The organism is Pseudoalteromonas luteoviolacea H33-S (assembly GCF_001625695.1).
Classification (GTDB): Bacteria; Pseudomonadota; Gammaproteobacteria; order Enterobacterales; family Alteromonadaceae; genus Pseudoalteromonas; species Pseudoalteromonas luteoviolacea_B.
Genome location: NZ_AUXY01000122.1, coordinates 59,139 through 79,756 on the forward strand (window position 1 = coordinate 59,139; position 20,618 = coordinate 79,756).

At 42.3% G+C, this 20,618-nt stretch carries 17 protein-coding genes, 1 pseudogene and 1 riboswitch; of the genes and pseudogenes, 7 read left to right on the forward strand and 11 right to left on the reverse strand.

Annotated elements, in window-relative coordinates; translation table 11 throughout:
- Nucleotides 1-91: 91 nt before the first annotated feature.
- The 4 genes from N477_RS22675 to N477_RS22690 are packed head-to-tail and all read right to left on the reverse strand — an operon-like array spanning nucleotide 92 to nucleotide 3,411.
- Nucleotides 92-625 (reverse strand): DUF1566 domain-containing protein, encoded by a 534-nt coding sequence (locus N477_RS22675; protein WP_063361489.1) that lies wholly within the window; start codon nucleotides 623-625, stop codon nucleotides 92-94.
- Complete coding sequence (locus tag N477_RS22680; protein WP_063361488.1) at nucleotides 615-2,321, reverse strand: DUF1566 domain-containing protein; 1,707 nt, start codon at nucleotides 2,319-2,321, stop codon at nucleotides 615-617. The genes N477_RS22675 and N477_RS22680 overlap by 11 nt, the downstream gene beginning before the upstream one ends.
- A 32-nt stretch (nucleotides 2,322-2,353) precedes the next feature.
- Nucleotides 2,354-2,686, reverse strand: a complete 333-nt coding sequence (locus N477_RS22685) for a hypothetical protein (RefSeq protein WP_039608288.1) — start codon at nucleotides 2,684-2,686, stop codon at nucleotides 2,354-2,356.
- Between the two features lie 17 nt (nucleotides 2,687-2,703).
- Nucleotides 2,704-3,411, reverse strand: coding sequence for a DUF2982 domain-containing protein (locus N477_RS22690; RefSeq protein ID WP_063361487.1), 708 nt, complete (start codon nucleotides 3,409-3,411; stop codon nucleotides 2,704-2,706).
- A gap of 228 nt (nucleotides 3,412-3,639) precedes the next feature.
- Here N477_RS22690 and N477_RS22695 point away from each other — a divergent pair, with 228 nt between their 5' ends.
- The 3 genes from N477_RS22695 to msrA are packed head-to-tail and all read left to right on the forward strand — an operon-like array spanning nucleotide 3,640 to nucleotide 8,333.
- Nucleotides 3,640-4,689, forward strand: coding sequence for an efflux RND transporter periplasmic adaptor subunit (locus tag N477_RS22695; protein WP_063361486.1), 1,050 nt, complete (start codon nucleotides 3,640-3,642; stop codon nucleotides 4,687-4,689).
- 3 nt (nucleotides 4,690-4,692) lie between these two features.
- Complete coding sequence (locus N477_RS22700; RefSeq protein WP_063361485.1) at nucleotides 4,693-7,803, forward strand: efflux RND transporter permease subunit; 3,111 nt, start codon at nucleotides 4,693-4,695, stop codon at nucleotides 7,801-7,803.
- A complete protein-coding gene (gene msrA / locus N477_RS22705) occupies nucleotides 7,800-8,333 on the forward strand; it encodes a peptide-methionine (S)-S-oxide reductase MsrA (protein ID WP_063361484.1) in 534 nt (177 codons plus the stop codon). Before N477_RS22700 ends, msrA begins: the two co-directional genes overlap by 4 nt.
- Before the next feature lie 41 nt (nucleotides 8,334-8,374).
- Here msrA and N477_RS22710 read toward each other — a convergent pair whose 3' ends face one another.
- Entirely contained in the window at nucleotides 8,375-10,231 is a 1,857-nt protein-coding gene (locus N477_RS22710; protein WP_063361483.1) for a TonB-dependent receptor domain-containing protein, read from the reverse strand.
- A 38-nt stretch (nucleotides 10,232-10,269) separates the two neighbouring features.
- Nucleotides 10,270-10,417, reverse strand: a riboswitch (cobalamin riboswitch).
- Nucleotides 10,418-10,529: 112 nt separating this feature from the next.
- Nucleotides 10,530-11,012, reverse strand: a complete 483-nt coding sequence (locus N477_RS22715; protein WP_063361482.1) for a YajQ family cyclic di-GMP-binding protein — start codon at nucleotides 11,010-11,012, stop codon at nucleotides 10,530-10,532.
- Nucleotides 11,013-11,215: 203 nt separating this feature from the next.
- Between N477_RS22715 and N477_RS22720 the strand changes: the two genes are divergently transcribed.
- A complete protein-coding gene (locus N477_RS22720; protein ID WP_063361481.1) occupies nucleotides 11,216-11,569 on the forward strand; it encodes a VanZ family protein in 354 nt (117 codons plus the stop codon).
- Nucleotides 11,566-12,462, forward strand: coding sequence for a ketopantoate reductase family protein (locus N477_RS22725; RefSeq protein WP_063361480.1), 897 nt, complete (start codon nucleotides 11,566-11,568; stop codon nucleotides 12,460-12,462). Before N477_RS22720 ends, N477_RS22725 begins: the two co-directional genes overlap by 4 nt.
- 12 nt (nucleotides 12,463-12,474) lie before the next feature.
- Here the strand turns inward: N477_RS22725 and thiI are convergent, their stop codons facing one another.
- Nucleotides 12,475-13,932, reverse strand: a complete 1,458-nt coding sequence (gene thiI, locus N477_RS22730; protein WP_063361479.1) for a tRNA uracil 4-sulfurtransferase ThiI — start codon at nucleotides 13,930-13,932, stop codon at nucleotides 12,475-12,477.
- Nucleotides 13,933-14,103: 171 nt separating this feature from the next.
- Entirely contained in the window at nucleotides 14,104-14,760 is a 657-nt protein-coding gene (locus tag N477_RS22735) for a TetR/AcrR family transcriptional regulator (protein ID WP_046355665.1), read from the reverse strand.
- Nucleotides 14,761-14,930: 170 nt separating this feature from the next.
- Here N477_RS22735 and coaD point away from each other — a divergent pair, with 170 nt between their 5' ends.
- Both coaD and N477_RS22745 read left to right on the forward strand, forming a co-directional pair.
- Entirely contained in the window at nucleotides 14,931-15,413 is a 483-nt protein-coding gene (gene coaD, locus N477_RS22740) for a pantetheine-phosphate adenylyltransferase (RefSeq protein ID WP_063361478.1), read from the forward strand.
- A complete protein-coding gene (locus tag N477_RS22745) occupies nucleotides 15,410-16,765 on the forward strand; it encodes a capsule assembly Wzi family protein (protein WP_063361477.1) in 1,356 nt (451 codons plus the stop codon). The genes coaD and N477_RS22745 overlap by 4 nt, the downstream gene beginning before the upstream one ends.
- Before the next feature lie 39 nt (nucleotides 16,766-16,804).
- Here N477_RS22745 and N477_RS22750 read toward each other — a convergent pair whose 3' ends face one another.
- The 3 genes and pseudogenes from N477_RS22750 to N477_RS22760 form a co-directional block, all read right to left on the reverse strand.
- The gene (locus tag N477_RS22750; RefSeq protein WP_155732005.1) at nucleotides 16,805-17,269 is read right to left on the reverse strand and encodes a hypothetical protein; all 465 of its coding nucleotides are present in this window, start codon (nucleotides 17,267-17,269) and stop codon (nucleotides 16,805-16,807) included.
- 744 nt (nucleotides 17,270-18,013) lie between these two features.
- A pseudogene (gene argH, locus N477_RS22755) lies at nucleotides 18,014-19,372 on the reverse strand (argininosuccinate lyase); the annotation flags it as partial.
- Between the two features lie 21 nt (nucleotides 19,373-19,393).
- Nucleotides 19,394-20,605 (reverse strand): argininosuccinate synthase, encoded by a 1,212-nt coding sequence (locus tag N477_RS22760; protein ID WP_063361474.1) that lies wholly within the window; start codon nucleotides 20,603-20,605, stop codon nucleotides 19,394-19,396.
- Nucleotides 20,606-20,618 lie beyond the last annotated feature (13 nt).

Sequence of the window (20,618 nt, forward strand, 5' to 3'; positions counted from 1 at the left end):
AATAGCATGAGGGTAGCAAATTTTATTTTTTAACCAAACTTATTTTTTAATTTCAGGGCCAAGTACAAATAAAGTTCTGAAGATTTAAGTGCTATTCTGCCGCTGGGCAAAATGTATATCGCATCAATCGCACAAAAGCGTCTGATGTTTTACCGCTGGTACTATCGTTCAAACCATCTGCAAATTGATAAGTCCAAGCACGAGATATGTCTTTAACATTTGTGGTACTAGTCCAGTAATTACCGCTATGGTTACCAAGAAAAACCGTTTCATTAATCGCTGGATCTTCGCAACTTCGCTCGACTATTGTCGCCAACTCTTTGACATTAGGTAGCTGCCAGTCATCGTGTCCCCCTAATCGGCTGTTATTCGCAGCAGTGAGCGCCTGCTGCCAGCTAAGCTGTTGCTCTTTGTTATCGCAACTTTCAGTTTCTGCGTTATACACAAACCCAAATGTGCAACGTTGCCACATAATATCAGTTTTAGTATCACAAACGGTACCATCGGAGTTGATGACAAAGCGATCCTCAGGAGTTGAAAGCGGAACAGACCCCGCATCAGCGCATTGCTGAGCAAATACAATAGGGCTAAAAATTGAGGCTAACACCATTAGTTTAATTTTCATTGCTATCACCTCGTACTAATCTCACATATGCAGTTTGTGCTTTGGCCCTTGGGATATCATTACCTGTTTCCATATCAACCACATACGCTCTGGTAAGATTAGCGCCTACGCCATTAGTCCCACCAACCGCGGTTTGGCTGGTCCAGTAGTACAAGTGACCTTGTAGTGAGGTTGCTGGCATATTTGGGAAAAAAGCAGGGTCGAGGATATGCACTCCAACGCGACCAAAATCAGCAATACTCATTAACTCGGTATAACTTGGTAGCCTCCAAGTATTACCGCCACAGTAGCCACCTGATTCACTATTTACACGATTGATAAACGCTTGTACGCCACACCGGTATGTATCGCTAATGTGGGGACAAGGAGCAGGGTCTATTACAGGGTACTGACTGCCAATTAATTCTGCGCCTTCAGGATTTAGAGCCCAAGTATAGTGATTTTGCGCATTGCGAGTTGATGTATTAGGTAACGTCCCCGCCGTGGCTTCTTTTACTTCCCAAACTAGGCCTGTAATATTGTCTCGCACACAGCTAAAGCTCGACGCATCATTACTCAGCTCCTTCCCATCAGAATCGAGTTTAGTGAAGTCAAAAGCAAGATCACCGGACCCTTCTTTGGAGATAAGTGCGGCAACACTGTCTCTACCTAGCTCTGCGTCTTGTCGTGGAAACTCAGTGTTTGCGCAATCGATTTTGGCTGAGTTGTTATAACAAGCGCTCGAGCCACTGTCATTAAGCTTACTCAACGGTTTTGGTAAGATATCAATACGTACCTCATCATCTCCGCTTCGGTTAGCTGAATCAGTCACTGTCACCTTAAAAGTCGCAAAGGTTTTATCGTCTTTATCTGGGGCTTGGAAAGTTGTTTTACAGGCACTGCTATCCGCTAATGCAATCGCGTCGCCAGTGCTCGATTGCTGCCAAGTACAAATATATTGACCATCTACAGTCACACTTTTAGATGCATCTAAGGTAACGGTATCGAATTCTAAAACTTCCTGATCTTCTCCTGCATTTGCAAGTACCACCTTATCATTTTTGGCTAATGCTACACTAAAATCCGTTGTTGTACTTCCGCCTTCATCATCTGTGACCGTTAAACGCCAAACAGCTGTTTGAGTGTCGGCCAGTAGCGGGTGCACAAAGCTCAATGTCATGCTACCACTGTCTTCGACGACAATATTACTTGGACCAGATATCAGTTCCCATTTATACCCGACAACTTGGCCATTATCGTCCGGATCAGTTGAATCCACCGCAGATAAAATGACGGTGTCTAAATATTTAGAAGGTAATGTTGCTGGGCCTGTTTGCGTTACCTTAGCAACTGGAAGTTGGTTATTAGAGGTAATATTGACATTGAGTGTATCAGAAACCAGTTCACCAGAAGGTGAAAGGTAATCGACTTTCAGTACAGCGGTGCTGTCGCCTTTCACATCCGGCGCGGTAACCGTCAGCTCTTCACCGGTTTGTGGAAAACCATCAATTGATGGCCCGGAGGTCACCTGCCAGTTAAATGTTCCTCCAGTTGGGGAGGCCATCGCTTTGAGTGTAAATTCGTTTTTTTCTATAACAGTGACATCTTGTCCTGCATTGATACTGGCTCTGACAACTTCTTCATCTGAGCCACCTGAACCACCACACCCACTCAATATCGCTGAGACGGCCGCAATGGTAAGCGATTTTTTTAGCATTACAACTCCTAACTGACTACCTCCGAGTCATGTTAGAGGTAGCTATCTTGATGTATACGAACAAATAACTTAGTACCGATTTTACTGTAATCCACCTTGTATTCACGACCATCTAATGACTGAATGAACAGCAGTCGCTTCACTTCACTGAACACATCCGGACTGGATATTTGCACCACCTCTAAATAACGCTCTTTAGCTTCCCGGCGATTTCTCGGTAACTCTTCTTTAAACGGTATCAAACCAGTAGCAGTTACTTTAATCCTCGGATGGGCTTCCCCATTTACGATCACTAAATCGAGCTTTTTATCTTTATGGATGATGGTATTACGACCACTTTTAATAAAGGCTTTATCGAAGCTCATGTATATATCCTGTTACTTCATCTAGCGGTGGCTATTTGCTCATGCAAATCTTTGACCACCTTTTCTGGATTTAATTTCCAGTGGTTTAAAATAGTAGCAAATTGCCATATATCCCTATCTAAAACATTCGCAGGTAATATCAAGTCGTACCCTGTTACCGTCTTCAAATTTTGCATCCGGTTTGCAAACATGGCCATTAGGCCTGTATATGAGCGCCCCTGCGGCGATTCATAACAGGTTTCTTCAACCAGCCATTCTGATGGACAATTGCCATTTGCGCAATGTATTTTAACAGCTTGTAAAAAAACATGCCGTTGTTCTATTAGTAACTTCCCAGCCAAACGGGGGGTAAGTTCTACTAAAAACTCATCAATATTGTTTAGTTTAATACCTACAGCATTTAACTCAAGGTTTTCAACTCCTTGAGTCACAAAAGGGACACCACTTGAATGAAAATTTCGGTGTGTTACATGCAAAACCCCAAACTTATGCACATAGTTCAATGCTAAAGTACTCAATTCAATGCTGTAGTATGGTTGCTGACTCTTTAAAAAACCAAGTAATATCGAGCAGATAGCTGCTGCTGCCAAGGCTAACTCTAAAATTGTCGGTGGCGTAGCGCGCAATGTCACAAATAAAATAATCACCCCTAAGCAAATCCCACCAGCGAGCATAAACTCTATGCTGTGGCGGTTAGCTGACGCACGCAACGACACTTTATGCATAATAAAACCACCAATAAAATATCAGCATGGCGATTAGCCATAAGAATAACTTTCTTAATTGTAAGCACCTTTTACAGGGTTTTAGTTTACCCATTTCAGTAACCTTTTAGGTACACAGTAATAAGTTCTGTTATATTTTCGTTTAATACACAAATATACAAGATATCCGTGATTTTCTCTCATAAGAATTTTTGTACACTAACCATCTACAAATAGTGAGATGAAATTATGCGTGCAAATCAGTCGGGCAAAGCCCTTTTTCCTACTCTTATTTTAATGCTAATCGCATTGTGCGGCTATCTCTATTTTCCCGCGTCACAAGGAGAGCAATCAAACCGTCCAAACCGAGCTGTGGAAGTATCAGTTCATGAAGTTATCACCGAAAACCGTGCCATTACAGCACAAGCCATCGGCTCAGCTCGAGCAAACCAAGCAATAGATATTACGAGTTCGCATAGCGATTACATCAGCGACATTTTGTTTATTGATGGTCAAACCGTATCACAGGGTCAAAAGCTGGCTCAACTTAACAATAAAGAAGAGTTACTGGCAGTCAAAGAGTTGACGATCAATCTAGCAGAACAACAAAGACAACTCTCGCGACTTACCGAGTTAGCAAAAACACAATCAGCGGCACGCTCACAATTAGATGCCCAGCGTTCTTCAGTTGATGCGCTAAAAACGCAACTGCAAACCACCAAACTGAAATTGTCTGAAATGAGCATACATGCGCCTTTTGATGGTGTGCTTGGTAAACGCTTAGTGTCGATAGGCAGTTATGTAAAAGACAACACCCCGCTTACGACACTTGATGATATTGGTACCATTAAAGTTGATTTCCAATTACCAGAAAAATACTTAGCAAAAATCGCACTGGGAATGAAAGCCCGTGTGACCAGCGATGCCTACAAAGCACAACAGTTTATGGGGCAGATCTCTCATATTGATCCACGTATTGATGAGTCGACTCGTAGTATCCAAGTCACTGCCAGCTTTGACAACAGTGAGCACTTATTGCGCCCCGGCATGCTCTTAAATGTCGCAGTACAATTACAACAGCTCGATGCTTTAATGGTACCGGAAAAGAGCCTGATCCCGAGGCAAGACAAGCATTTTGTCTATGTCGTCAAAGATAATAAAGTGCAGCAACAACAAATTACCTTACTCAATCGCTTTCCAGGTTGGGTTGCTGTGACAGGGCTAAATTCTGGCGCACTGGTCGTCACTGAAGGTACGACCAAAATACGCAGTGGCAGCCAAGTATCTGTAAAGGGGTAAGCAGTGAAGATCACCGATACAGCCGTAAAAAGGCCAATTTTTGCTATTGTAATCAATTTACTATTACTTACCTTCGGGATTGTTGCATTTACTATGTTACCGCTGCGTGAGTATCCGGATATCGAAACGCCGATTGTCAATGTCAGCACAGATTACACTGGCGCATCAGCCGCGGTGGTTGAGGCCAAAATCACTCAAGTACTAGAAAATCGCATTTCAGGTATTGAGGGCATTAAAAGTATTAATTCTTCAAGCCGCAATGGCCGCTCAAACATTACCATCGAATTTAACGTCGACAGGGATATTGATGCTGCCGCCAATGATGTCAGAGAACGTGTTTCACGGGCATTAGACCGATTACCCGAGCAAGTTCGACCACCGGAAGTTTCTAAATCGAGTGATGATGAAAATGCCATTGCTTGGTTTGTTTTAAACAGTACCTCAATGGATACGTTACAGCTATCTGATTATGCTCAGCGCTACGTGGTTGATCGCTTGGCTGTGGTTGATGGCGTATCACGGGTACAAATCGGCGGCGAGCGTCGCTATGCTATGAAGATCTGGCTTGATCGCCAAGCTATGGCTGCCAGAGGCGTAACCAGCAGTGATATTGAAAATGTCTTACGTCGCGAAAATGTTGAATTACCTGCTGGGGAAATTGAATCTTTAGACCGTGATTTTGCCGTCCGCATTGCTCGTAGTTACACCTCGCAACGCGACTTTTCAGAACTGGTTGTCAAGCGCGGTGATAACGGTTATCTAGTTCGCCTTGGTGAAGTCGCCAAGGTGTCGTTAGAAGCACAAGATGAAGAAAGCACCTTCCGTGGCAATGGTAAAAACATGATAGGCCTTGGTATCGTTAAACAGGCCAAAGCGAATACGTTAGACGTGGTTGATAATGTTCGTAAAGAACTTATTTCGATAAAGCGAAACTTACCTGAAGGAACAAAAATAGAGGACAGTTACGACTCGTCTATTTTCATTCGTGAATCGATTTCTGAAGTTTATCGCACACTCGCCATCGCCATGGGCTTAGTGGTTCTCATCATCTTTATCTTTTTAGGTAACATTCGTGCAACGCTTATCCCCGCAGTCACGGTGCCTGTGGCACTCATAGCAACTTTTATGTTTTTATTGGCCATGGGGTATTCCATTAACCTGCTCACCCTACTTGCACTCGTATTAGCCATCGGCCTTGTTGTAGATGATGCCATCGTAATGTTAGAAAATATTCACCGACGCATTGAGCAAGGAGAGCCAAGGCTGCTTGCGGCATACCGGGGAGCCAGAGAAGTCGGCTTTGCCATCATCGCTACAACGCTCGTCCTAGTGTCTGTGTTTGTGCCATTGATCTTTATGGATGGACGCATCGGTGCGCTATTTACGGAGTTTGCCCTTGCGGTTAGTGCAGCCGTTATTTTCTCAAGTATCACCGCACTGACCTTGTCACCAGCTCTGTGCTCAAAAGTGCTCAAGCAGGAACAAGAGGGGCGTTTCTCGAAATGGATGAATCATCAATTTGGTCAGTTAGAGCTGCGCTATCAAAACGTATTAAGACGCAACGTAAACAGCCGCTATGGCTTGATCTTAGTGCTCACCCTGTCACTGGCTGCCAGTTATGGCTTATTTAAACAGATCCCATCGGAGCTCACGCCCAAAGAAGACCGCGGTACCTTCTTCCTTATGATGAGTGGCCCTGAAGGGGCTAGTTATGAGAATAACGCGGCAAACATGGCACAAATTGAGCAACATCTAATGCCATATGTTGAAAATAATGAACTCAGCCGCGTACTGATCCGTGTTCCAGGTTGGGGAAGTATGGGTGGTGTTGCCATTGTTGGTATGCCTGACTGGGATGAACGAAAGCGCTCTACTTGGCAAGTCATGTCTGAGATCAGCGGTAAAATGCAACAGGTTACTGACGTCAGAGCATTTGCCATCATGCGCAGAGGCATTGGGGGTGGAGGTTCATCTCGACCCATTGAATTTGTATTACAAGGTAATGATTATCAAGAGCTCGCCGCTTGGCGCGACCGTATTTTTGAACGTGCTCGCAGCAATCCAGGATTAATCAGACTCGATCATGACTACAAAGAAACGTTCCCTCAGTTTTTAATCAGCATAGACAAACTTAAAGCTGCTGATTTAGGTGTGTCGACCAGCGACATCGGCCGTACGTTAGAAACCATGTTGGGCCAGCGTCGAGTCACCACTTTTATCGACAGAGGTGAAGAGTATGATGTTATCCTCAAAGGCACCAAGGCTGATTTCGCTGCTCCCACAGATATCAATAATGTGTATGTCACCTCTCGTACGGGGCAACTTATTCCGTTAGACAGCCTTATTACGATCAAAGAAGAAGCGACAGCCGCCCGATTAAATCGCTACAACCGCATGCGAGCAATCACTATTTCGGCTAATTTAGCTGAGGGTTATACGCTAGAGCAAGCACTGGATTTCCTGAATACCGTGGCCAGCGAGGAAAATCACACCGATGGCGCAATAGATTATAAAGGCGAGTCACAGCTCTTTTATGAGGGCGCATCAGCAATGACATATGTCTTTATTCTTGCGTTAACCGTCACCTTCTTAGTCTTGGCTGCGCAATTTGAAAGCTTTGTGCACCCATTTGTGATCATGCTAACCGTGCCGCTTGGTTTAATTGGGGCGATGCTGGGCTTATACTTCAGTGACAGTTCGATCAACATTTACAGCCAAATTGGCATCGTCATGTTGATAGGGCTCAGTGCTAAAAATGGTATTTTGATTGTGGAATTTGCCAACCAATTACGGGATAAAGGCATGGCATTTGAGCAAGCGATTATTAGCGCCGCAACGCAGCGTTTACGCCCAATCATCATGACTTCATTGACTACGGTAATGAGTGCCATTCCTCTGGTATTGGCAACAGGTCCAGGCGCGGAAAGCAGAATGGTGATTGGCGTTGTAGTATTTGCAGGTGTCAGTCTAGCAACTATTCTTACCTTGTTTGTTATTCCAACAGCCTATGGCATACTTGCTAAACGAACCCGCTCACCTGAGCATACTGCTGTTGAGCTCACAAAACAGCAACAAACGTATCCTCATCGTGAGCAAAACGAAGGAATTGAATAATGAGTCAATCACAATTGGCCACGTTTGGTGGTGGGTGCTTTTGGTGTATCGATGCCGCATTTCGCAGAGTAAAAGGTGTCACACAAGTGACATCTGGCTACAGCGGTGGCAGTACGCTCAATCCGACATATAAAGAAATTTGCTCAGGTGCTAGCGGCCATGCTGAAGTAGTACAGTTGGCATTTGACCCTGATGTGGTGTCATTTGAAAAACTACTTGAGATGTTTTTTACACTTCACGATCCCACACAGCTTAATCGTCAGGGTAATGACATTGGTACCCAGTATCGTAGCGTGATTTTTTATCATTCTGATGAGCAATTGCAGCTGGCTCAAGCCTATATAACAAAGCTTCAACCTCAACTACAAGATGTTATTGTCACGGAACTGAGTGAAGTCGAAACGTTTTATGATGCAGAACAGTATCATCAAAACTACTTCGATGAGAACCCCAATCAAGGGTATTGCAGCATTATGATTGCGCCCAAAGTGGCTAAGTTTGAACAGCTATTTTCTAAAGAATTAAATTAAAAGCAAAGAGCTAGTAAATACTAGCTCTTTTATCATTCGAATTAAAATTCAATCTTAGCACCAACATATAGCTGACGCCCTAATGGCTTATAGCCTAGCAGCCTGCTACCGTCAGCTGTAAAACCAGCCCCTGACGTAAAGTACTCTTTATCAGTTAGGTTTTCCATTCGCGCATTTAGCTCCATGCCATCTAACAGTTCGTAGTTCGCTGATAAATTAAACACAGTGTAAGCACTTAACTTTGAGTTATAAAATGCAATAGTCGGTCTGTCTGAGCGATACAGCATAGTCAAATTCACATTCAACTTTTCCCATTGTTTAGTCAAGGTATAATTGAATGCTTTAGAAGGTCTACGCGGAAGATCCGTCGACGTGCCCGTTGAGTTATCTTTTGCATCAAGTAAAGTTAGGTTTGCAGAGTGTTCAAAGCCAAGCGCTTCAAACTGAGCACTAAGCTCAACACCCTTCATCGTCGCTTTGTTAATATTTTGCGCCACAAACAGTTTAGTTTCTGGGTCTTGAATGTTTGAAATCAAGTTTGTAATTCGGTTTTCAAACACCGCCACGTCATAACGACCCCATGATGACGTTAATGTTAAACCTATTTCATTGTTTTCTGCTTCTTCTGGCTTTATCTCGCCATTAGGCGCATACCAAGGGCTATCAGCTACAAACGCGTTGCTTAATGTTGGTGCGCGGAATGACGTGCCATGATTTATTCTAAATGTTGCATTCTTATGCGCTTTTACACCAAACCCTGTTGTATAGGTATTGGCACGACCATGAAAATCATAGTCATCTGAACGCACAGATAAATTTGCTAGAAACTTCTCATCATCGTAAAACGCACCAGCAAAGATAGCTGTGTTATCTCTTTGTGACTCTGTAAACTTTGCGGTGGATTTTGAAACATCTTCGTTTAGGTGTGAAATACCCGCAGTAGCCTGAAGTGTCTCTAACACTTTAAAACGTGCTTGGTACTCCAACTCACGGCGTTCAGTGCTATAAATATCTTCTTTTTCGGAACCTGTATGCACATTTTCTTCTTGCGATACATTCAATGCGGCATTTTGCGTTAACGCGTCAGTGCGCTTAACCCAAGCGAGTTTAGCAGTATAATTCTCGAAGTCATATTCATCATTACCCCACGGATTATCGTACTCACCAGTACCTTCACTAAATTGGGTAATCGCAGATAACTCACCATATTGTTCAAAGTCATAAGCGAGGTTGAATCCAAAGTTTTTGTTCTCGTATCCGTCTTGATCGTGGTCTTTACCAATAGGTGCACTTGGATCTTTTTCGATGACATCGTACCCATCAGTTTGTTCAATGCCGAAGTTGTAGCCCAAGCTCAACTTTTCTACTTTGAGTCTACCAGCAGCTTGCACTTCAACATAATTGTGACTGCCTGATGTCAGAGTGACTTCATGTGTCTGTGCTTCACGCGTAATAATATTAATCACACCAGATACTGCATCAGAGCCATAAATAGCCGCACGAGCGCCTCTCACCACCTCAATTCTTTCAATGCTGTTTACTGGTATGTTAGTAAACGAAACATTGCCAGAGTTAGCATCACTAACACGCACACCGTCAATGAGTACAAGCGTATGTTGAATGGATGCGCCACGAACAAAAACACTCGCAATCTGTCCTAATCCACCACTTCTCACCACGTCAACACCAGGTAAAGTGTTCAATAAAGATGGAATATCTCTTACATTTAATTGGTCGATTTGATCCCGTTCAAGCACTGAAACACTTGCTAGTGTATTTTTTATCGGCTGCTCAAATTTATTTGCAGTGACTGTAATATGCTCTATTTCTTGAGTCGCAGATGTGTGAAATGAAACCGCTGCTAATACAGCAGCACTTAGCGCAGATATTTTTAACATGAAGATCCCCTACTTTGTACCCACCGCACAAAGTTCATCAAATGAGTCAAATTCAAGGCCGGTCTCCGGACTCAACCACATCACTATAGTTTTACCGTTGCGGGGGCAGTGTTGGGATTGCCAAATTCAAATTCTGCGCACCAACTTCCCGATTATCCCATACACACGCTGTCCACCAGCGTTGTTTGGCACCTCGAAATTCCGCGCGTATTGTCTGAGATTAGAGGGGGGATTGTCAATGGACGTCCAGAGTTCCAGTACCATTTATTGATCTGGAACCCCGCTACTTAAAGACCGATTAGTCTCTGAAGTTTTTAAACTGGAATGGTTGGCCCAGATCAGATGTGCGAATTAGCTGCATAACTTCTTGCAAATCATCACGTTTTTTTCCAGTAACACGTACTTCTTCGCCTTGAATAGCCGCTTGCACTTTGAGCTTTGAATCCTTGATAAGCTTTACGACTTTCTTAGCCATATCCTTATCAATACCTTGCTTTAAAGCCACCTTACGAGCAAACGTTTTACCACTGCGCTCCACGTCTTTTAATTCAAAACACCCTACATCTAGACCGCGTTTTGCCGCTTTACCAACAACCATGTCAAATAACTGCATGACCTGCTGTTCAGATTCGGACTTTAACTGGATAACTTCCTCTTTCAGCTCAATAGATGCTTCAACACCTCTAAAGTCATAGCGCGTTTCCAATTCACGGTTAGCATTATCAACGGTGTTTTTCGCTTCCGTCATTTCTATTTCAGATACAATATCAAAAGAAGGCATTGCTCTCTCCTCAAAACAAATTTGTAGGCAATTATAACAATGCTCAACAGCAATACGATATACTTTTTTGCATATGCACATGGCTTCATCGGATCATTGAATATGTTCTTGTATGCCCATGAGTATTCAAGCATTTACTATTAAGCCACTTTTAATATTTCGGTGTTATACTGATTTTTCATCACATTGAAGTTGGAGTGCATGTGACAAGAAAATTATACCGAGCATTGCTACTGTTATTTTTGATCGTCGTAACATACCTCTTTGCAAAAGAAGTTAACAATCATACGATTAGGATTGCACACCTGGATAAGGTGGTGCACTTTGGGGTATTTTTCGCGTTGGCGTTTTTTTCGCATCGAGCGTTTAAATTTAAGATCTGGTTTCATATGATTTTACTGACAAGCTATGGCGCTGCGGTTGAATGGATGCAATCTACGCTGCCATATAGGCAGGCTTCCCTTGGCGACTTTATTGCGGATGTCAGCGGCGCAATGAGCTATTTTATCGCTATCTGGCTGCTTGATAAATATAAGCAGAGACGAGCAGCATCATGAGTCAGGTCTATATACTTGGTTGCGGCGCTGTTGGACTATTACTAGCAGAAAAGCTTGCAAAAGAGCATTCTGTCACACTTATCACGCGTAATTTATCCTACCAAGCGTTTTTGTTTGTTCAAGGTAAAGAGCAAACTCACCTTGATATAAAGGTGACTACTTTAGATCAGCTCAGTGAAAAAATTCATACCTGCATTATTCCCGTCAAAGCATACCAAATTGAGCAAGCCATCTCTGACATAACCCCCCACTTAAGTGATAATGCAAATCTCATTCTCAGCCACAACGGTATGCATGATCTTCTGAGTATTCAAACACAGCTCGCACCAAAACATGCCCTCTTTTTCTTCAGTACTTCCATGGGAGGCATGAAACCAACCCCAAATTCAGTGATATTTAAAGGACATGGCCTCTCGCAACTTGGCGCGTGTAATCAGATCGCAAAAAAACGACTAAATACACTGTATCAAACGTGGTTTGCAACGCATTTTGACCCGATTGAAGTGGTCGACGATATTAATTTGATCAGGTGGCAAAAGTTATGCGTCAACATTGCTATCAACCCGTTAACGGCATTATACCAATGCCAAAACGGCGCCTTAAGAGCCCCCAAATATGCACGCAAAGTGTTGAACTTACTTAATGAAACATGTGAAATCGCAAGGCTAGAAGGCGTTGAATTGCAATTGAGTGAAGAGCTAACACGTGTCTATCATGTCATGACATTGACCGCAAAAAACACCTCATCCATGGCACAAGATATCAAACTAAATAGACGCTCTGAAATAGATGCAATTTGTGGGTTTGTTGCCACCATGGCGAAAAGGCATAGCCGCCAAGCTCCCCAAAATGAGCGTCTTTGGCAGCAAATAAAACAAAAAGAGCAGGTTTAAACCTGCTCTTATTTATGGGCGATAAACTTTGACTTTAGTAAAGCCATTTTCATGTAAAATGAGTGCTTGTAACTGACTCATAACCCCTTTACTACAATACAAATAATAATCTTTATCTTGAGGTAAGTCGCCAAACTTGGTTGCTAAACGGAAAAATGGCAGGTGGATAACTTCAATTCCCTCAATTTCCAGCGGATCGGCATCTTCTTCTTCTGGAGAGCGAATATCAACAACGACGGCATTTTCAGGAAGCTCTTTCACATTTTCAGCTTCTTTGACTTCTTCTTTCGCTTCCACCTCAATGTCACGAATATCTTTAATCACCGCATTATCAACAACTGTATTCAGTACATCAAAATCGAAATTCGCTTCTTCAGCTTCAATTTTTTCCAGTACCGCTTTAACTGTCGGCTTTTTAGAGATAACACCACAGTACTCTGGCATTGCTTCTGCCATTTCACAAGTACCAATTTCACGTGCAATTCGAATGATCTCTTCTTTGTCGTTTTGGATAAGCGGCCTTAAAATCAAAGTTTCAGTCACACGGTCAATCACACTTAAATTGGCCAGAGTCTGACTCGATACTTGACCGATACTTTCACCCGTTACTAATGCTTGAATACCTAACTTTTGGGCAACTGCACTGCCAGCACGCATCATCATACGCTTTAAGATCACACCCATTTGGCTGTTTTCTACATTTTCTAGTATTTCCGCAACAACAGGTTCAAAGTCAACGGTAATGAACTTCACCTTATGCGTTGAACTGTATTGCTTCCACAGATAATGGCTCACTTGCTTTACACCAATTTCGTGCGCGGCACCGCCTAGGTTAAAGAACAAGAAGTGCGTACGCGCCCCTTTTCTGATCATTTGATAACTGGCAACACCAGAGTCAAACCCACCTGACATTAGAGACAGTACATCTTCTTGCGTTGGTAAAGGGAAGCCACCTAATCCACGATATTGTGCACGTACGATATAGGCAAATTGATCTTTAATTTCAATTTTTACGGTTTCTTCTGGGCGAGTTAACTTTACACTTGCCGTTTCAACGTTTTGATTTAAACCACCGCCGACATAACGCTCAACATCACTTGAAGTAAAATCATGCTTGCCTTGGCGCTTCACTCGTACACAAAACGTCTTATTTTCAATTTGCTCACGCACCAACGGCAAAGTATGTTGATATATATCATCCAGCGTTTCAAAGCTGACTTCTTGTACTTCTAAAAATAACGTCACACCAGGTACACGTTTAAGGCCATCAATAAGTGCTAATCGTGTTGTATCATCGCAAAGCTGACTAACAACCGTAATGTTATCCCAATTGTTTTTCACAAAAACCTTTTCATCAACTCGACCGAGCAAAAGCTTGATGTTTTTTTCTAAGATTTTAGTAAAACGCTTGCGCACTGATTTACTTTTGATGACGATCTCAGGATGCAGCTTGACGATAAATTTAAGCATATGAAGTTACTCGCTGGTGTGAAACTATAAACGCATAAGACGTTGAATCATTTTAAGGCGCGGGATTATAGCAAACTTATTAAAGACTAGGAAATAATCAGGGTGATTGGCAACTTGTATAAATAATAAGGCTAGCTGCCAGCCATAACTGGCAGCTTGATAGATAAAAGGTTATGCAATACTCGGCAAGCTAGTATCTGCTTGTTCTTGATAATAATCACGCAGCTGTGCGATTTTTTCACTGCTCATTTGGGTCGCATAAGGCTTAAATAACATCAATACCTTGACGATACCATTGTAAATATCTTTTTGCTCCAACACCCCGGTTAATCTTCTTGCTTTAACATAAGGCGTCCAGAAACTCACAACCATTTTAAGCATATGCGCAAGCTCATCGACATCATAATCTTCAATATCAATCACTCCAGCACTGCGCAGGCCAATGACCACAGCTTTTACCTGTTCGAATAATTGAGACTGAAATTCAATGTAATCCTTTTTTAAGCCCTTATCACGCGCCAAAATATCAGTAAGGTTGTCGTAAAAAAAATGGTATCGCCACATCAATTCAAACAGCGAGTCCAAATACTGAGTTAGCTGCTCAAGTGGCTCATGCTCAATACTCAATGGTTTGAAATGCGTGCTCAAATGCTCACTGTAGAGAGAGAAAATATGCCTAATAATATCTTCTTTATTTTTGAAGTGATAATACAAATTTCCTGGGCTTATCCCCATATTTGATGCTATATGATTCGTAGTGATCGCTCGCTCGCCATGAAGATTAAACAAGGCAATACTCGTACGAATTATTTTTTCCTTGGTATTCATATCCAACTCTCTTTACACGCTTAATTGAAGTAATGGCTTACGGCCACTTGGTTAATTGAAAATAGCACTAAACATATACAAGGTTAAATGAGCAAATTTGAAAGCAGACCAGTGAATTTGCTTCAGAAGCTTGCTAACATAGCAAAAATTTTTTGTGTTGCAACAATCCCATGAAAGTTATCGCCCTATATCCAGGTACATTTGACCCTTTGACTAACGGCCATTCAGACCTCATTAAACGCGCTGCCAAAATGTTCGATACGGTTGTGCTTGCTATTGCTCATAACCCAACTAAAAAACCATGCTTTACACTAGAAGAGCGTGTCGAATTGGCAGAGCAAATTCTCACCGACATCCCCAATGTCAAAGTTATTGGTTTTACAGGGCTATTGGTAGACTTAGCCAAAGCACAGGGTGCCAATGTGTTAATCAGAGGCATTAGGGCGGTTTCTGACTTCGACTATGAATTTCAACTTGCCAATATGAACCGTAGACTTTACCCAGAGTTAGAAAGTGTGTTCCTTACGCCTTCAGAAAAGAACTCTTTCATTTCTTCAACCTTAGTGAAAGAAGTCGCACTTCATCATGGTGATGTCAGTGAGTTTGTCGACCCTATTGTTGCAAAGGCTCTAATGGAGAAATTACATAAATGAAATTAAAACAACTTTGTGCAATCAGTCTCTGCGCCATCTCTTTTCACAGCGATGCATCACCTTGGATATCCGCAGAAGATAGCACACTGAAGCACTCTATTGACCTATTAGTCAGCCACGGCTTAATCAATCGCCCCGTAAACCAATATCCATTATTATGGCAAGGCATTACATCTGACCTAAAGCAAATAAAGTCTTCTCAGTTAAATAATGAAACCGCTTTTGCAGTCAGTCACCTGCGCCATGCTTTACAGTATGCAAAACGTACAGCGACTTCTGGTATCAAAGCTCACTTTAGAGAACATCCAGAAACCAGCTCTGGGGTGGGAGAAAACCCGAGGGAAAAGTCTGGATTAACAACTTTTGGACAGATCACAGGCAGCAATGTCAGTGCTCGCGTTCAAGTTAACTATGCTGACGACGCTTTAGATGGAAAATATGTTAATCACCATGGTAGCCACCTCGCAATACTGTTGGGGGATTGGTCACTCAGTGCTGAGAGGTTAGATTATTGGTGGGGCCCAGGTAATGAGACAGCCTTACTTCTTTCAAATAACGCCACACCGATGAAAGCAGTGCGATTGAGTCGCGCAAATACAAACTACAGTGGTCCACAGTTTTTATCATTTATTGGACCATGGCAAATCACCGCTATTGCCGCCAAACAAAAGCCTCATAACAAAGAGGGTGACTTTTGGGGGGCACGTTTTTCAGCAACCCCAATCCAAGGTTTAGAGCTTGGCTTCGCGACAACGGGAAGCGATTTCATCTTCACCCAACTCGACGCCACCACCGAAATAGATAAGCGTCGCATAACCAGTATCGACTTTAAATACTCCTCTATTTTGAACCAACTGCCTGTTGCAATTTATGCTGAATATAGTGGGGATAATGATACAGGTGTTATGCCTGATGAAGCGCTATTTACAGCAGGTGTAGAGACCTATTGGTCCTATGAAGATTACAGAGTTAAAGGCTTTATTGAATATAGTGATACAACAACAGACTGCTTGGCAGAATCCGCAAGCTTTCAATGTAACTTCCAGCAGGCAGGTAAAGGCTCTGATTACAAAGAATATGACTTATGGCTTGGTGCGGGGATCGGCCCACAAGCTAAGAGCATTACAGTCGCTGCAGATTATTTCCAAATTGAGGGAACTGGGGGTTATGCAAAGCTAAAACTCTCTGAGTTTGACTCAATACAAATGGATCGCACTTTAATTGAAGTAGGTTATCAACAAGCACTGTGGGCAGGTTTGTTCAAAACTAATTTCACAATCTGGAAAGATGAAACGGACCTGCAAGATGATACTCATCAATCATTAGGCTTAAGCTGGGAATACCAATACTAACGCAACTCGTGCTGTTATTAGTATCACATTAATAACAGCCTAAACCTTAGCTGAAACTGGATCTTTTGAGAGCTTACGAGTCATTAATTGCAAACCTAAAAAGTCTCGGTTAAGGATCACAACACTCACCATAATTAGATCGACAATGTTCACTGCAGATGAGTAGAAGTACCATAGAGCCCAAGGTTCTTTTGTCCCAAGTAAATGCGAGTCGATAAACATAACTAGAAATAGTATCGCGTTAATGGCCAATCCAGTACAACAATAAACATAACATGATTGCTTTTGTGCATTTCTAAATAAAAGATATTTGGCAAGTACTATCGCAGCTAGTGTCACGACGTCGTAAAGAAAATAGATGGCAAAATCGAAAGATTCAAAGTTTGCAGGTGTAGTTAAATCACTCAAGCTATATGAAACAGCTAAAATAGATGCGCATGCTAAAGCTTGCACATTTTTATTAACGGCCAGTATGTAAAAAGATACATGAAGTAAACTGGCCATAAAAAAGCCCCAAATTACAAGGGCTCCGATACTTAATCCGAAATAGTCAAATGCCATTATCTACGTTGAGTATATGAAAAGCGCCTTTTAGGATAATTACCGCTAGCACGCCCACCAGAAACTGCTTTCAAGTTTTCCAAAGATGTAATTACATTAACAGAAGTTGTCTTTGTTTTTCCAGACTTTTTAGATGAGTCGAAATTTTCGATAGTTAAGTTAAACATTGCTTTCCCTCTATATGAATTTATTCATTTCAGCTATCACAACAAAATGAAAAGCTAAAACTCTAGAACTCATATATAAGCAACAAGCAGGCCAATTAAAAACAAAAACAAAACAAAAAATTTACGACAAACTAATATGGACAATAATTAACCTCATGATTTTTATATGAACAATAAAATTATTTTCTTTATAACAACTATAACCACATGAATAAAGATGAAATTTGCAACATTTCATTTTATTAACAAAGTACTTTGTAAACAATTCACATTCATACGCCCCAAAAAAGGGAAGTAAATATGAATTAAATCATAACCTTGTGTAATCACATAAGATTAAATAGATATGAAAGAAAGGAACATGCAGATTAGTAGTAGGGAAAATAAAGCACATAAAAGGGACAAAAAAGGTTAACGTACGCAACAGTGAAAAAATCATGTAAACACAATTTTTTTGAGCGAGGTATAAAAAATACCTCTCTCAATTGAGGATATAAGGTACTTATTTTTCGATAGCGCCTTTAAAGTGATTAATTGCAGCCATCACTTGCGGCAAAGAGGTGCCACCCAAAGCTTGCCTTGCGGCAATACAAGCGGCAATTTCTAACCGTGGATAAACATCACTGTCAATTTTTGGGCATACGAGTTTAAACTCATCCAAAGCAAGCTCTTCTAAATTCTTGCCCTGCTCAATGGCGATTTGCACCAATTGTCCAACTATGTGATGCCCTTCTCTAAAAGGCACGCCTTTGGCGACAAGATAATCTGCAAGTTCAGTTGCATTAGCGTGCCCGCCCTGCGCAGCCTTTAAGGTCGCTTCAGCATTCACTTTCACCCCTTTAATACAAGATTCCGCCATATGAATACATGCGATCCACGTTGGTAGAGCATCAAAAAGACCTTCTTTATCTTCTTGCATATCTTTGTTATAGGCCAAAGGTAGTGCTTTAAGTGTCATCATCATGGCGCTAAATGCGCCAAAAACACGTCCTGTTTTGCCTCGAATTAACTCCAGTGCATCTGGGTTTTTCTTCTGCGGCATTAAGGATGAGCCAGACGTCACGTTATCTGCCAATTCAATAAAACCTGACTCGCCACTGTTATAAAAGATCATGTCTTCAGCAAGACGCGAGAGGTGCATCATTGAAATAGACGCACAGCTTAGTAGTTCTACCACAAAGTCTCTATCAGAGACGGCATCTAAACTGTTACGCGTCGCACTTTTAAACCCTAACTGTGTCGCTAAGTGTTCTCTATCAATGGCGTAAGCCGTACCAGCCAATGCTCCCGAGCCCAAGGGACATTCATTGAGACGTTCAATGGCATCATTCAAGCGTGAAACATCTCTGGTTAACATCTCTACATACGCCATGCACCAATGGCTAAACAGCACAGGTTGCGCACGCTGCAAATGAGTATAACCAGGTAAAATAGTCTCTAACTCTCGCTCAGCCAGCTGCACAAGCGCACATTGCAGTGACTTAATTGCCGTGACAATTTGCTCAGCGGTTTGACGTGACCACAAGCGAAAATCCGTAGAAACCTGATCGTTGCGACTGCGGCCCGTATGTAGCTTTTTACCTAAATCTCCCACTTTTTCTATCAGCTTTGCTTCTACATAAGAGTGAATATCTTCGTAGCCACTGCATGCTATTGACGCCCTATCTTGCACGGACTCTTCTAGCAGTGAATTTAGAGCAGCGACAAGCTGCCCACACTCTTCTTTTGTCAAAACTCCGACTTGCTCAAGTGCGCCAGCCCATGCAATTGAACCGACAATATCTTGCTCAACCAACTGATAATCAAATGGTAATGAGTCATTAAATTGCTTAAATGCTTGATCTGGACCTGAAGAAAATCGTCCGCCCCATAGTGCCATAACGTATAACTCCTTTACCAACTAGGACTGTTTTTGCTTATTCAAAGCCGCAATTCGACTTGAAAGCGAGAACAAACGAATAAACCCTTCTGCGTGAGACTGGTCATATACATCATCTTCACCAAATGTGGCAAAGTCTTCGCTATATAGGCTATTCACGGATTGCTTTTGAACGGCAACAACTTGTCCTTTATATAGCTTTAGCACCACTTCACCCGTTGCGCAGTCTGCTAATGCCTGTGCAGCTGCCAAAATAGAGTCTTTGAGTGGTGTAAACCAACGGCCATCATAAACCAGATGTGAAAACTCGCTGGCATACGTTTCTTTCCATTTGCGGCTTGATTTATCTAGTACCAACTCATCAATCGCTTGTAGCGCAGCCATGATCACCGTACCTCCCGGTGTTTCATAACAGCCACGAGACTTCATCCCGACAAGACGGTTTTCTACGATATCAACACGGCCAACACCGTGTTTGGCTGCAATATCATTGAGCGTCACTAAGCATTGGTAAGGACTGTATCGTTCACCATTGACAGCAACGACTTGACCTTGCTCCACTAAAACAGAAACAAATTCAGGTTTATCGGGCGCTTGCTCAGGCGATGAGGTCCAAGTCCACACTTGATTGCTTGGCTGATTCCAAGGGTTTTCAAGCTCTCCCCCCTCGTGAGAAATATGCCAAATATTGGCATCGCGGCTGTATATTTTTGTTGCTGATGCGGCACACGGAATATCTCTTTGTGCTAAGTAATCCAACAAAGACTCACGACTAGATAAGGTCCACTCTCGCCAAGGTGCAATCACTTTTAGATCAGGTGCTAAAGCAGCAAAACAAGACTCAAAGCGAACTTGATCATTACCTTTACCGGTACAGCCATGAGATAGCGCATCAGCACCGACTTTACGTGCCACTTCCACTTGTGCTTTGGCAATGATAGGACGTGCCATCGATGTCCCTAGTAAGTATGTGCCTTCATAAATAGCACCAGTTTGCAATGTCGGGTAAATATACTCACTCACCAACTCTTCTTTTAAGTCAACGACATAACATTCACTGGCACCAGAGGCAATGGCTTTTTCTTCTACACCTGCGAGCTCTTCTTCACCTTGACCAACATCTGCAACGAAGGCGACTACTTCACACCCGTAGTTTTCTTTTAACCACGGTACGATGGCAGACGTGTCTAATCCACCAGAATACGCCAAAACAACCTTCTTTACTTCACTCATCTTTTTTTAACCC

Coding starts and splice junctions, on each gene's coding strand:
- N477_RS22735 (WP_046355665.1), bottom strand. CDS start 14,760: ATGAATACCAAGGAAAAAATAATTCGTACGAGTATTGCCTTGTTTAAT.
- N477_RS22675 (WP_063361489.1), bottom strand. CDS start 625: ATGAAAATTAAACTAATGGTGTTAGCCTCAATTTTTAGCCCTATTGTA.
- N477_RS22710 (WP_063361483.1), bottom strand. CDS start 10,231: ATGTTAAAAATATCTGCGCTAAGTGCTGCTGTATTAGCAGCGGTTTCA.
- N477_RS22750 (WP_155732005.1), bottom strand. CDS start 17,269: ATGGCCAGTTTACTTCATGTATCTTTTTACATACTGGCCGTTAATAAA.
- coaD (WP_063361478.1), top strand. CDS start 14,931: ATGAAAGTTATCGCCCTATATCCAGGTACATTTGACCCTTTGACTAAC.
- N477_RS22680 (WP_063361488.1), bottom strand. CDS start 2,321: ATGCTAAAAAAATCGCTTACCATTGCGGCCGTCTCAGCGATATTGAGT.
- N477_RS22745 (WP_063361477.1), top strand. CDS start 15,410: ATGAAATTAAAACAACTTTGTGCAATCAGTCTCTGCGCCATCTCTTTT.
- N477_RS22725 (WP_063361480.1), top strand. CDS start 11,566: ATGAGTCAGGTCTATATACTTGGTTGCGGCGCTGTTGGACTATTACTA.
- N477_RS22690 (WP_063361487.1), bottom strand. CDS start 3,411: ATGCATAAAGTGTCGTTGCGTGCGTCAGCTAACCGCCACAGCATAGAG.
- N477_RS22695 (WP_063361486.1), top strand. CDS start 3,640: ATGCGTGCAAATCAGTCGGGCAAAGCCCTTTTTCCTACTCTTATTTTA.
- thiI (WP_063361479.1), bottom strand. CDS start 13,932: ATGCTTAAATTTATCGTCAAGCTGCATCCTGAGATCGTCATCAAAAGT.
- N477_RS22715 (WP_063361482.1), bottom strand. CDS start 11,012: ATGCCTTCTTTTGATATTGTATCTGAAATAGAAATGACGGAAGCGAAA.
- N477_RS22760 (WP_063361474.1), bottom strand. CDS start 20,605: ATGAGTGAAGTAAAGAAGGTTGTTTTGGCGTATTCTGGTGGATTAGAC.
- N477_RS22685 (WP_039608288.1), bottom strand. CDS start 2,686: ATGAGCTTCGATAAAGCCTTTATTAAAAGTGGTCGTAATACCATCATC.